Source organism: Paraburkholderia sp. LEh10, from assembly GCF_017814945.1.
Taxonomy (GTDB): domain Bacteria; phylum Pseudomonadota; class Gammaproteobacteria; order Burkholderiales; family Burkholderiaceae; genus Paraburkholderia.
Genome location: NZ_JAGIPX010000121.1, coordinates 1 through 12,409, shown reverse-complemented (window position 1 = coordinate 12,409; position 12,409 = coordinate 1). Strand labels below are relative to the sequence as shown.

Annotated in this window: 12 protein-coding genes; 4 read left to right on the top strand and 8 right to left on the bottom strand. The window is 66.3% G+C overall.

Annotated features, from left to right (window positions below):
* Positions 1–292: 292 nt before the first annotated feature.
* The 3 genes from J8I87_RS42025 to J8I87_RS42015 all read left to right on the top strand — a co-directional run bounded on the left by J8I87_RS42025 (position 293) and on the right by J8I87_RS42015 (position 2,408).
* Positions 293–1,015 carry a TetR/AcrR family transcriptional regulator gene (locus J8I87_RS42025; protein WP_209938448.1) on the top strand — a complete coding sequence of 241 codons (723 nt, stop codon included), beginning with the start codon at positions 293–295 and terminating at the stop codon, positions 1,013–1,015.
* Positions 1,012–1,596, top strand: coding sequence for a TIGR00730 family Rossman fold protein (locus tag J8I87_RS42020; RefSeq protein WP_209938447.1), 585 nt, complete (start codon positions 1,012–1,014; stop codon positions 1,594–1,596). The genes J8I87_RS42025 and J8I87_RS42020 overlap by 4 nt, the downstream gene beginning before the upstream one ends.
* Before the next feature lie 65 nt (positions 1,597–1,661).
* Complete coding sequence (locus tag J8I87_RS42015; RefSeq protein WP_209938446.1) at positions 1,662–2,408, top strand: SDR family oxidoreductase; 747 nt, start codon at positions 1,662–1,664, stop codon at positions 2,406–2,408.
* 90 nt (positions 2,409–2,498) lie between these two features.
* Here J8I87_RS42015 and J8I87_RS42010 read toward each other — a convergent pair whose 3' ends face one another.
* The 8 genes from J8I87_RS42010 to J8I87_RS41975 all read right to left on the bottom strand — a co-directional run bounded on the left by J8I87_RS42010 (position 2,499) and on the right by J8I87_RS41975 (position 12,094).
* On the bottom strand, positions 2,499–3,134 hold the full coding sequence (locus J8I87_RS42010) for a DUF924 family protein (RefSeq protein WP_209938444.1): 636 nt from the start codon (positions 3,132–3,134) through the stop codon (positions 2,499–2,501).
* A complete protein-coding gene (locus J8I87_RS42005; protein WP_209938442.1) occupies positions 3,131–3,862 on the bottom strand; it encodes an alanyl-tRNA editing protein in 732 nt (243 codons plus the stop codon). The genes J8I87_RS42010 and J8I87_RS42005 overlap by 4 nt, the downstream gene beginning before the upstream one ends.
* 136 nt (positions 3,863–3,998) lie before the next feature.
* Positions 3,999–4,409, bottom strand: coding sequence for a group II truncated hemoglobin (locus tag J8I87_RS42000; RefSeq protein ID WP_209938440.1), 411 nt, complete (start codon positions 4,407–4,409; stop codon positions 3,999–4,001).
* An 85-nt stretch (positions 4,410–4,494) separates the two neighbouring features.
* Positions 4,495–6,984, bottom strand: coding sequence for an ABC transporter permease (locus J8I87_RS41995; protein ID WP_245254572.1), 2,490 nt, complete (start codon positions 6,982–6,984; stop codon positions 4,495–4,497).
* A 116-nt stretch (positions 6,985–7,100) separates the two neighbouring features.
* A complete protein-coding gene (locus tag J8I87_RS41990) occupies positions 7,101–7,712 on the bottom strand; it encodes a DUF4126 domain-containing protein (RefSeq protein ID WP_209938438.1) in 612 nt (203 codons plus the stop codon).
* A gap of 256 nt (positions 7,713–7,968) precedes the next feature.
* A complete protein-coding gene (gene sugE, locus J8I87_RS41985; protein ID WP_209938437.1) occupies positions 7,969–8,289 on the bottom strand; it encodes a quaternary ammonium compound efflux SMR transporter SugE in 321 nt (106 codons plus the stop codon).
* A 161-nt stretch (positions 8,290–8,450) separates the two neighbouring features.
* Complete coding sequence (gene kdpE, locus J8I87_RS41980; protein WP_209938436.1) at positions 8,451–9,149, bottom strand: two-component system response regulator KdpE; 699 nt, start codon at positions 9,147–9,149, stop codon at positions 8,451–8,453.
* A complete protein-coding gene (locus tag J8I87_RS41975) occupies positions 9,146–12,094 on the bottom strand; it encodes a DUF4118 domain-containing protein (RefSeq protein WP_209938435.1) in 2,949 nt (982 codons plus the stop codon). Before J8I87_RS41975 ends, kdpE begins: the two co-directional genes overlap by 4 nt.
* A gap of 81 nt (positions 12,095–12,175) precedes the next feature.
* Here J8I87_RS41975 and J8I87_RS41970 point away from each other — a divergent pair.
* Positions 12,176–12,409, top strand: a 234-nt coding sequence (locus J8I87_RS41970) for a hypothetical protein (RefSeq protein ID WP_209938434.1), incomplete at its 3' end; no start/stop codon positions are given.

Sequence of the window (12,409 nt, the reverse complement as noted above, 5' to 3'; positions counted from 1 at the left end):
CTTTGCCGCGGCAAAGAAAGTAGGTGCCGCCCCGCACAGGGGCAACGCCCGCGCCGCGAGGCGCTATCGCGGATGCCCGCGACAGCGGCAAAACATAAAGCGCATCGCGAATGCCAGCGATAGCGGCAGAACACACAGCGATAGCGTCAGAACAAACCCCATCGCCAAAAGCCCGCGCAGCCCAACCCCAAACCGCATAGAACGGTCGGTTTATAATCGTCTGATAGTCTCAAAAAGCACCTAACCCAGACCGGGCAGAGCAGCATGCCCGCCAACCCCAGGGCCGGACGACATGGAACCCAAACCTCCGCGCCGCACGCGCGAACGGATTCTCGAACTATCGTTGAAGCTCTTCAACGAGATCGGCGAACCGAATGTCACGACGACGACGATCGCCGAGGAAATGGAAATCAGTCCAGGCAACCTGTACTACCACTTCCGCAACAAGGACGACATCATCAACAGTATCTTCAGCCAGTTCGAGCAGGAGATCGAAAAGCGTCTGCGTTTCCCGGAAGACCATCGCGCAACCATCGACGAAATGTGGTCGTATCTGCAGTACATGGTCGACTTCTCGTGGCGCTACCGCTTTCTGTACCGCGACCTGAACGACCTGCTCGCGCGCAACCGCACGCTGGAAACACACTTCAAGCAGATCATCAGCCACAAGGTCCGGTTCGCGAGCCAGTTCTGCGAGCAGCTCGTCGCGGACGGCGAAATGGTCGCGACGCCCGACGAGATCAAGGTCATCGCGACCAACATCGGCGTGATCGCGACGTACTGGCTGTCGTACCAGTTCGTGATGAACCCGCGCAAATACAACGAGCAGGAGGCGATCCGCGCTGAATTGCATCAGGTGAGCGTCCAGATCGTGTCGTTGATGGCGCCTTATCTGCGTGGCCGCTCGCGCGAGCTTTTCGACGATCTGGTGTCGGGCAGGCATCCGCAACGCGAGTTCTACGACTATCTGCCGCCGCGCGAATCTCGCAACGAACAGAAGGACAGTGGAAGATGAAGGCAGTCTGTGTGTATTGCGGCTCGTCCAACGGAGCCAAACCGCTGTATCGCGACGCCGCGAAGGCGTTCGGCCGCGCGCTCGTCGCGGCGAACCTGTCGCTCGTCTACGGCGGCGGCAAGGTCGGCCTGATGGGCGTGATCGCCGACGAGGTGATGGCGGCAGGCGGCCGCGCAATCGGCGTGATTCCCGAGCTGCTGGTCGACAAGGAAGTCGGTCACGATGGCCTGTCGGAGCTGCATGTCGTGCCCGACATGCATCACCGCAAGAAGATGATGGCCAACCTGTCCGACGCGTTCGTCGCGCTGCCGGGCGGCGCGGGCACGCTCGAAGAGTTGTTCGAGGTCTATACGTGGGCGCAGCTCGGTTATCACCACAAGGCGGTCGCCGTGCTGAACATCGATGGCTTCTACGATCCGTTGATCTCGCTGCTCGGACATACCGTGCAGGAAGGCTTCATGCGCCAGGCGTATTTCGACATCCTGCAGATCGACACCGACCCCGCCGCGCTGATCGCCAAGCTGCAGCGTTATCAACCGCCCGTCGCCGACAAGTGGGCGGACCGGCGCGAGCGCGTGTGATGCACGGCGCGCGCCTTCGCGCTTTACATCAGGCTTCATATCGCGGCGCATAGCCAGAGGCAACCATGACGAAAGTGGTTCTGATCACGGGCGCGAGCCGCGGCATCGGCCGCGCGACGGCGCGCAGGCTCGGCGCGCGCGGATGGTCGGTCGGCGTCAACTACGCGGTCAATGAAGGCGCCGCGAAAGATACCGCCGCCGAAGTGGGACGCGCAGGCGGCCACGCGCGCGTGATCGCGGGCGACGTCGCCGATGAAGCGCAAGTCATCGCGATGTTCGACGCGCTCGAACACGCGTTTGGGCGCATCGATGCACTCGTCAACAACGCGGGCATCGTCGCGCCTTCAATGCCGCTCGCGGACATGGACGCCGCGCGCCTGAAGCGCATGTTCGAGGTCAACGTGTACGGCGCCTACCTGTGCGCGCGCGAGGCGGCGCGGCGCATGTCCAAGGATCGCGGCGGGCATGGCGGCGCGATCGTGAACGTGTCGTCGGCGGCATCGCGGCTCGGCTCGCCGAACGAATATGTCGACTACGCGGGCTCGAAAGGCGCCATCGACACGATGACGCTCGGACTCGCGAAGGAACTGGGCCCGCAAGGCATCCGCGTGAACGCGGTGCGCCCCGGCCTGATCGATACCGACATCCACGCGAGCGGTGGCCGTCCCGACCGCGCCGCCATGCTCGGCGCGCAGACGCCGCTTGGCCGCCCCGGCACCGCCGATGAAGTCGCCGAAGCGATCGTGTGGTTGCTGAGCGACGCGGCCTCGTATGTGAACGGCGCGCTGCTCGACGTCAGCGCAGGCCGCTGATTTTCTTCCCGTTCGGAAAACGCTCTGGCAGGTGACGTGACGGTCCGCGCGGCTTGATGGCTGCGGGTGGACGAAAGCTGAGCCCGCTCGCTAGAAAGACGATCCCGGCTCGCGCAAGAACGCGATCTCGTCATTCGTGGACTCGCGGCCGAGCAGCGCATTGCGATGCGGAAAGCGCCCAAAACGCGCAATCACTTCCGCGTGCCGCACGGCCGAGCGCGCATACGAAGGCGCGAGCCCTTGCGTTTCGAGCAGCGCGTAAAGGCGCATGCCTTCGCGCTGGCCGTCCAGCGTCTCATCGTGCTCGAATGGGATATAGGCGAACGCGCGATGGTAGACGGTCGGCAGCATCAAATCGCTGCCCTCCCCGACCATGCGGCGCGCGATGCTTACCGCCTGCGCGTCGCCGTCGTACATGCGCGCCGAATGCCGGTGACAGTTGCGCGTGAACTGGTCGAGCACGATCACGAGCGCGAGCGAGCCGAGAGGCGTGGCGAGCCATGCATCGTGCTCATGCGCGAGCGCCGCCTCGATCAGCGTGCCGAAGCGCTCGCGCAGCATCGCGTCGAAGGCTTCGCTGCGCTTGAACCAACGCTTCTGGTCCTTGCCGTATTCACTGGAAGCAGGCACGCCGAACCAGCAGTCGAGCACATCGCGCGAGCGCGCATCGAGCGACGCATAGTCAGCCTCGGACGAATACGCGGCCGCGTCGAAGCGCACGCTCACGCGAACTCCAATACGAGCCGGCGCGTGCGCGCGCTCTTCTTCTCCAGTTTCGCGACACGCAACGCGCCGATTTCGTGCGTGTTGCGCACATGCGTGCCGCCGCACGGCTGCAGATCGACGCCTTCGATGCGCAGCAGCCGCACACGCCCGAGGCCCATCGGCGGCTTCACGCTCATCGTGCGCACGAGCTCGGGGCGCGTGGCCATTTCGTCGTCGGTGATCCATTGGGTCGCAACGGCATGCGCGCCGCCGACCAGCTCCGCGAGCCGCGCTTCGACCTGCTCGCGTTCGATCGGCTCGACGGTCGCGAAGTCGAGCCGCGCGTAGTCGGATGTGATGCTGCAGCCGTCGACGGGATACGGCAGCACCGCACACATCAGATGACTCGCCGTATGCAGCCGCATATGCCGGTAACGCCGCTCCCAGTCGATCTGCGCCGTCACCTTCTGGCCAACCGCGAGCCGCGCGAACAGCGCTTGCTGGTCCGGCGCGGGAATGTGGACGGCGTCATCGGGCGTCGCGCCTTCGAATTTCGCCTTGCGCGTATCGGCGATGTCGATGCGCGTGCCTTCCGCGAGCGTCAGCACGCCCGCGTCGCCCGCCTGGCCGCCGCCGAGCGGATAGAACACGGTCTGGTCGAGATGGATGCCCTGCTCGTCGAGCGCGGTGATGGTCGCGTCGCAGTGAGTCAGATAGGCGTCGTCGCGAAAGAGCGCGCGCGTCGTCATGGGGTGTCTCCTTGTTCTTTCGTCGTGCCAGCGGACATTATGCCGATGCCAGCGACGCCCGCGGCGTTCACATCGAAGCACGTCGGGCAGCACTGTACCGGCCGCTTGCGCGCGACGCTTTTACGAAGCACGACACTTAACCGGGGTGATTGCGCATCCAGTCGGCGGTATCGAAGAACGAATGCAGAAGGCGTTCGCGCAACGTCTCGGGCAGGCCGACATCTTCCATCGCCCAGGCCATGCAGCGCAGCCATTGATCGCGCTCGACCGAGGCGATCTGGAACGGCAGATGCCGCGCGCGCAAACGCGGATGGCCGAAGCGGCTGATGTAGTGATCGGGGCCGCCGAGCCAGCCGCACAGGAACCAGAAGAGCTTGTCGCGCGAGCCGTCGAGCGTCGGCGGATGCAGCTTGCGAATCCCGGCGAACTCTGCTTCGAGGTCCATCAGGTCGTAGAAACGGTCGACGAGTTCGCGCACGCGCGCTTCGCCTCCCACGAGTTCGAAGGCCGTCGGTTGCGACGGCGCTTCGTCAATCGGATCAGTCATACGGGCAACTACACAGTCAAGAGGAATACAAAGCGTATCGCGGGTTCACGTCGGCAGGTTCGCGCCGGCAGGTTCACGTCGGCGCCTACGCGTCACGCAGCGATTGCAGCGCGGGCCGCATCAGCACGTGGCGCAGGCTGAGCCAGCCGCCGACAGCCGAGCACACGACGCCCGCTGCGATGCCAGCGGGCAGCAGCCACGGGTTGAAATCGATTGAAAAATCGAACACGCGCGACGCAAGAACAAAGCCGATCAGCTGCGAGCCAAGCGCCGCCATCAAGCCCGACAGCGCGCCGACGACGACGAACTCGGCGACCTGCACCGCCCGTACCTGCCGGTGCGACGCGCCGAGCGCGCGCAGCAGCGCGGATTCTCGCATACGCTCGTCGCGCGTGCCCGCGAGCGCGGCGTACAGCACCAGCACGCCCGCGATCAGCGTGAACGCGAACAGGAACTGCACGGCGCCGATCACCTGGCCGATCACGCGCTGCACCTGGGCAAGGATCGGCGCGGTGTCGATCGCGGTGAGATTCGGATACTGGCCAATCAGTCCGTCGATCACCGTGCGCCGTTCGGGCGGCACATGGAAGCTCGTGATGAAGGTCGCCGGATAGTCCTGCAACGCGGCAGCCGGCATCACGACGAAGAAGTTGACCTTGAACGAACTCCAGTCGAGCTTGCGCACGCTCGTCACGGGCGCGTCGACGGTAAGGCCCGTGACGTCGAAGCGCATCGTGTCGCCGACCTTCACGTTCAGCAGTTTCGCGAGTCCCTGCTCGATCGAAATCTGCGGCTTCGTCGCGTTGCCATACCAGCTTCCCGAGACGATGCGGTTGTCGTCGGGCAACTGCGCCGTGTACGACAGGTTGAACTCGCGGTCCACCAGCCGGCGCGCGTCCTCGCTCTTGTAGTCGTCGGGATTGACGGGTTTGCTGTTGATCGCGATCAGCCGGCCGCGCACCATCGGCGCAAGCTCGATGCCGGGAAAACCGTGCACGCGCAGATATTGCGTGACGAGATCGCGCTGGTCGGGCTGGATGTCGATGATGAATTCGTTCGGGGCGTCGGGCGGCGTCGAGCGGTGCCAGCCTTCAATCAGATCGTTGCGCGTCATCGCGATCAGCAGCAGGCACATCAGCCCGATCGCGAGCGCGGTGATCTGCAGGGCGCTCGCGTTCGCGCGGCGCTCCAGCGACGCGAGCGCATAACGCCAGCCGATACCGATATGAAAACGCTCGCTGCGCACGATGCGCGCCGCGCTCCACAAAGCGACGCGCGCGGCCAGCGCGAATACCAGCAGGCCGCCCGCGAATCCTCCCGCGACGATGCCGCCGAGCTTCAATTCGCCCGCCGCGAGTATCAGAAGTCCGGCGAACAGCGCAATGCCGAGTCCATACGCGGCCCATGCGGTGCGGCCTTCGTCGCCCCATTCGCGGCGCAGCACGCGCACGGGCGGCACATGCGTAAGGGGCAAGAGCGGCGGCAGCGCGAAGCCGACCAGCAGCACGAGACCGGCGGCGATCCCTTCGAGCGCGGGCCAGACGGTGGGATACGGAAGCGCCACGTCGATCAGGCTGCCGAGCCACCAGAAGAGCGCAAGGTGCCCGCCGAAGCCGAGTACGACGCCCACGAGACCGCCGAGCAGCCCAAGCCCGGCGAATTCGAACAGAAACAGCGCGCGCAGGGTCCTCTGGCTCGCGCCGAGACAGCGCATCGCCGCGCAACTGTCGAGATGCCGCCGCATGTAGCGATGCGCGGCCATCGCGATCGCGACGGCGGCGAGCAGCGCCGTCAGCAGCGACACGAGCGTGAGAAAGTGGCTCGCGCGGTCGAGCGTCTGACGCACCTGCGGCTGGCCGTCCTGCAGCGATTCCAGCGCGACGCCGCGCATCTTGCCGTTATCGGCGCGCGCATGCGCCCATTTCGCAAACTCGGCGACGGGCTTGTCGCCTCCCGCCACCAGCAACCGGTACGTCACACGGCTGCCGTAGCCGACGAGGCCCGTCGACGCGAGTTCGTCGGCGCGCATCATCAGGCGCGGCGAGAAATTGACGAACGCGAAGCCGCGGTCCAGCTCGCGCGTGATCAGCGCGCCGATCGTGAAATCGCGCCCGCCCACTTTCACCTTGTCGCCGACCCGCACCTTCAGCGCATCGAGCATCTGCTGATCGACCCACACTTCGCCGGACGGCGGAATGCCGCGCACCTCGCGATCGGGCGCGCCGGGCGCGAGCGCGATCTTCAGCGCGCCGCGCAGCGGATAGCCTGACGACACAGCCTTCACCGCCGCGAGCCGCGAGACGGGCTGCGCCGCCGTCGAGTTGACCATGCTGGGAAAGATCGCCGTCGTCGCCGTTTCGAGGCCGAGCGCCTTGGCCCTGTCGGAGAATTGCGGATCGACGGGATGATCGGCGCGAACGATGAAGTCGGCGGCGATCATGCGCCGGGCATCGCGCTCGAGACCCTGATGCAGACGATCGGCGAGAAAGCCGACGCTGGAAAGCGCCGCCACGGCCAGCACGAGCGCGAGCAGCAGCATCGTCAGTTCGCCCGCGCGCCAGTCGCGCGCCGTCATGCGGGCGGACTGATGCAGCAGATGGCCCAGCGACAGCCGGTGCGCGGGTTCGCGCCGCTTCGGACGTTCAGGCGGAAGCTCGAGGGGAGCCTCGGTGGTGACGCGCTCGGCCTCGCTCAATCGTGACGGCTCCGCGCGAATCGCGACACCATATGCGTCGCCATGCCGCGAAAGCCGCCCTGCACGCCGCGCCACAGCCGCGGCAGCGCCCAGCTCGCGAGCACGAGGAAGCCGACCAGCAGCACGAGGAACAGCACGGGAACGAACAGCGCGAGCAGCAGGCCGCCGAACACGAGCCCGTCTTCAGCCGTCGACGTGACGACGTTCGACACTGGCTCCGGCGACAGATTGATCAACGCGCGGGTGCCCGCCTTCGTCAGATGCGACGCGCCCGCGAGCGTACCGCCAGCCAGCGCGGCGATCGTCATCAACGAGGGATCGGCATGGCCGAGCGCGCCGACGGCCAGCACCGCGCCCGCCGGAATGCGGATGAAGGTATGGATCGCGTCCCACAGCGAATCGAACGCGGGAATCTTGTCGGCGAGAAACTCGGCGATCGTCAGCAGCGCGGCCGCGCCGATCACCCACGGCGACTGCAGCACGGATAGCGTATCGGGAAGATGGATGAAGCCGGCGCGTCCGAACACGCCCGCGATCAGCACGGTCAGATAAAGACGCAAGCCACTGCCCCACGACAGGCCCGCCGCAAGCGAAAGAGGTTCAAGCATGGCCGCCTCCGAGGCGCGCGTAGCGTGCCGTCAGTTCCGGCGGCGGGTGCCATCGAACGGGGGATATGCCAGAGGCTCCGCCGCGCCGAAGCCGCCGGATCCGCGCATCAAGGCCGCGCGGAGCAATTTCAAGATGATTTCCGTCTCATTATAGCCACGTCAATTCGCCGGCCGCATAACCGTGTGGCGATTTGTGGCATGTTCGCGGCAATTTTTCAGACAAACCGAGCCGGTTTGGCGAGCGGAAGATGCGCAATCAGTGACCGGACGACAGCTTGAGCCCGATAAGGCCAACGACGATCAGCACCGCGCTGCCGACGCGCGCCGCCGTGACCGCCTCGCCCATCATCGCGATGCCGAAAATGAACGCGCCGACGGCGCCGATTCCGGTCCAGACGGCGTAAGCCGTGCCGAGCGGCAACTGGCGCATCGCCATCGCGAGCAGCGCGAAGCTGCCGAGCGCCGTCACGATCGTGAACACCGACGGCCAGAAACGGGTGAAACCTTCGGAAGTCTTCAGACCAGCCGCCCACGCAACCTCAAGCAGGCCAGCGACAAAGAGAAGAACCCAAGACATGAGACGAACTCCCATGGTAGATGGGGCCGTCCCCGTTGATAGCGGATGCAGCAAGGTCGTCCCTGCCGGCGACGATTATATCAAGATAACCCGCGAACGGCCGCCCGATATACGGCAAGCGATATGACGCAAAGCGGTCCCGCGGCCGCCCGCTCGCGGCGTCAGGCGACGCCGACCAGCCGATAGCCGACGCCCGTCTCGGTGACGATATGCTCGGGCTGCGCCGGATCGCGCTCCAGCTTCTGCCGCAGATGCGCCATGTAGATGCGCAGATAGTGGTGGCTCTCGACATGCGACGGCCCCCACACGTCGCGCAGCAACTGGCGATGCGTGAGCACGCGGCCCGCGTGGCGCACGAGCGTCGCGAGCAGCCGGTATTCGAGCGGCGTCAGATGCACGGCCTCGCCGTCGCGCGACACCTGGCGCAACGCCAGATCGACGGTGACGCCGCCGAAATGCACTTGCGGCGTCTCGTTCGAGCCGCCCTGGTTGCGCCGCCGCAGATGCGCGCGAATCCGCGCGAGTAGCTCGGAAACGCCGAACGGCTTGCTCAGGTAGTCGTCGGCGCCCGCATCGAGCGCGGCCACCTTTTCGCTTTCCTGGGTGCGCGCCGACAGCACGATCACGGGCAGCTCGCTCCAGCCGCGCAGTTCGCGGATCACGTCGAGGCCGTCGGTGTCGGGCAGGCCGAGATCGACGATAACGAGATCGGGCTTGCGCGTCGCCGCTTCGATCAGCCCCTGTTTGCCCGTCGGCGCGTCGTACACGACGATGCCCTCGCCCTCCAGCGATGCCCGCACGAAGCGGCGTATCTGTTGTTCGTCTTCGATCAGTACGACGGTGATGCTCAGGTCGCTCATGAGTGGGTATTCGTCGGATGCGTGTCGGCTCGTTGTCGATTGTGCGCTTCGCTGCCATGCGCGCCGGGCGCGCCGGCGGCCTGCTGCGCACCATGAACCGCATGCGCTTCGGGCGCCTCGGACAACGGCGCCGCGTCATCGGGCAACGGCGCCACCTCGTCGGACATGTCGGCCTCGTCGGGCACGTCCGCTACGTCGGGCACGGCCGGCGGCGTCTCGATGGGCAGCATGAACCAGAAGCGCGCGCCCTCGACGCGGCCATCGGCTGCGACGCGGTTGGCGGCGCCAATTTTACCGCCATGCGCCTCGGCGATCGCGCGGCAGATCGCGAGCCCGAGGCCGATGCCGGGCTTCGCCGATTCCTTCTCGCCGCGCGTGAACTTCTCGAAGATGCGCGTTTCCATGCCCGGCGGCAAGCCCGGGCCCATGTCGTCGACGCTCACGCGCACGAAAGGCTTGCCATTCTCTTCGATGCGCTGCGCGCCGATCGTCAACGGCGTATCGGGCGGCACGTACTTCGCCGCGTTCTCGAACAGGTTCGCGAAGAGACGCTCCATCAGCACGGCGTCGAGCTGCAACAGCGGCAGATCGGCGGGCAGCGCCACCTGCACGGGATGCCCTGCCAGCGTGCGCCGGCAATAACGCAGCGCCGAGCCGACCGTCTCCTCGAGCAGCGACCACTGCCTGTTCAGCTTCAGGCTGCCCGCCTGCAGGCGGGCCATGTCGAGCAGGTTCGTGACGATGCCCGTCATGCGCAGCGCCTCTTCGTGAATCGCATCGATCAGCTCGCTTTCGGCCGCATTGTGTTCGTCGCGTCGCTGCGCGGCGAGCATCGACGAAAAGCCGACGATCGCGGTGAGCGGCGTGCGCAGATCATGTGAAATCGCCGACAGCAGCGAGTTGCGCAGCCGCTCCGACTCCATGCTGACGAGCGCGTCGCGCGCGATATCGACGTAATGCACGCGCTCCAGCGCCAGCGCGATCTGCGCGGCGAACGCACCGAGCATGCGCTGCTGCTCGGGCACATCGAGCTCGCGCTCGTCCTGCATGACGACGGCGAGCACACCGCGCGTGCGCATCGGCGCGCGCAGCGGCAGATAGAGCGCCTTCGCGGCGGGCAGCGTATCGGTGCCGTGCCCCGCGGGCTTTTGCTGGTCGTAGACCCACTGGCCGACATCGACATCGAGCGATTGCGCATCGAGCATGATGTTCTCGTCGGGGTCGTCGACCTTCTGCTTCACCTGATCGGCGCTGTCGGGCAGGAGCACCGCGACGCGCGCGCGGAACACCTCGCTCACATGCCGGCTGCCGATGCCGACGATCTGCTCCATCGTCAGCGCCGCCGCCAGTTCGCGCGCCATCGCGTACATCGCGCCCGTGCGCTGCTCGCGCCGCCGCGCGACGCTCGCTTCGCGCCGCAGGCTCGACGTCAGATGGCCGATCACGAGCGACGTCAGCAGCATGCCGAAGAACGTCAGCAGATATTGCGTGTCCGTCACCGAGAACGACATGCGCGGCGGCACGAAGAAGAAATCGAACGCGGCGACCGACAGGAACGACAGCAGCACGCCCGGCCCGCGGCCTAGCTTCACGGCCGCGAAGATCACGCCGAGCAGATACAGCATCACGAGATTCGCGAGATCGATGCGATCGATCAGCTGGCTCGCGATCAGCGTGACGCCCGCGCAAATCGCGAGCGCCCACGCATAGCTGCGCGGCGGCGAACGGCGGTCGCGCACGGCGCCCAGCGCTTCACGCCATGCACGTGCTTCTTCGCTGACATGGCGCTCGCGCGTCGTGCCCGCTTCATCGCCGCTCGCGCGGATCAGCGTGAGATCGAGATCGCTCGCGCGTTCAGCGAGGCGCTCGCCGAATGGACGCCACAGCCAGCGCGCAAAGCCCACCGCCGCCGAGCCGCCCGCGACCAGCTTCGACACGTTGCGCACGCGCGCATAGCCGATCAACGTCGCGACGGCGTCCGCGCCCGCAAGCGTCGCGGTTTCCGCGCCGAGTTCAGCGGCGAGCTTGAGCGCGTCGAGCGTGCGTTCGCGGCGCGCGTCGGACAGACGCTGCAGCTTCGGCGTCTCGACATAGACGGCGATCCAGTCGGCCTTCAGGCTCGCGGCGAGACGCGCGGCCGCGCGCACCAGCAACGGCGCCTCGGGGCCGGGCCCGACGCACACCAGCAAGCGCTCGCGCGCCTGCCAGATGCGTTGAATGGAACGGTCGGCGCGGTACTCGCGCATCTGCGCATCCACGCGATCGGCGGTGCGGCGCAGCGCCAGTTCGCGCAGCGCGATCAGATTGCCTTTACGAAAGAAGTTGCGCACCGCCCGCTCGGCCTGCTGCGGCATGTAGACCTTGCCGTCGCGCATGCGGTCGAGCAATTCTTCGGCGGGCAGGTCGACGAGCGTCACTTCATCGGCGCGATCGAACACGCGGTCGGGCACTGTCTCCCAGACACGGATGCCCGTGATCTGGCCGACCACGTCGTTGAGGCTTTCGAGGTGCTGCACGTTGACGGTCGTATAGACGTCGATGCCCGCGTCGAGCAGTTCGTAGACGTCCTGCCAGCGCTTCGCGTGACGCGCGCCCTGAACGTTCGAATGCGCGAGTTCATCGACGAGGATCAATTGCGGCTTGCGCTCGAGCGCAGCGTCGAGATTGAATTCGCCGAGCAGGCGGCCGCGATACTCGATGCGCGCGAGCGGCAGCACATCGAGGCCTTCGAGCAATGCGGCCGTTTCGCTGCGGCCGTGCGTTTCGGCTATGCCGATGACGACGTCGATGCCCTCCTCCTTGCGGCGGCGAGCGGCTTGCAGCATTGCGTAGGTCTTGCCGACGCCGGCAGACGCGCCGAAGAAAATCTTGAGCTTGCCGCGCTGGCGTTTCTCTTCTTCTCGCTGGAGTTTATCGAGGAGCTCGTCGGGGTCGGGGCGGGGCATAAATGGGTCTATGTTGCACTTCCGTGCGGGTATGGTGACATGGTTCGGGGTTGAATTGTTCTGCCGCTGGCGGTGTGTGCTTTGCCGCTGTCGCTGTGTGTTCTGCCGCTGGCGCTGTGTGCTTTGCCGCTGTCGCTGTGTGCTTTGCCGCTGTCGCTGTGTGCTCTGCCGCTGTCGCTGTGTGCTTTGCCGCTGTCGCTTTGTGCTTTGCCGCTGTCGCTGTGTGCTTTGCCGCTGGCGCTGGCATCCGCGATGCGCCTCGCGGCGCAGGCGTTGCCCCTGTGCGGGGCGGCACCTACTTTCTTTGCCGCGGCA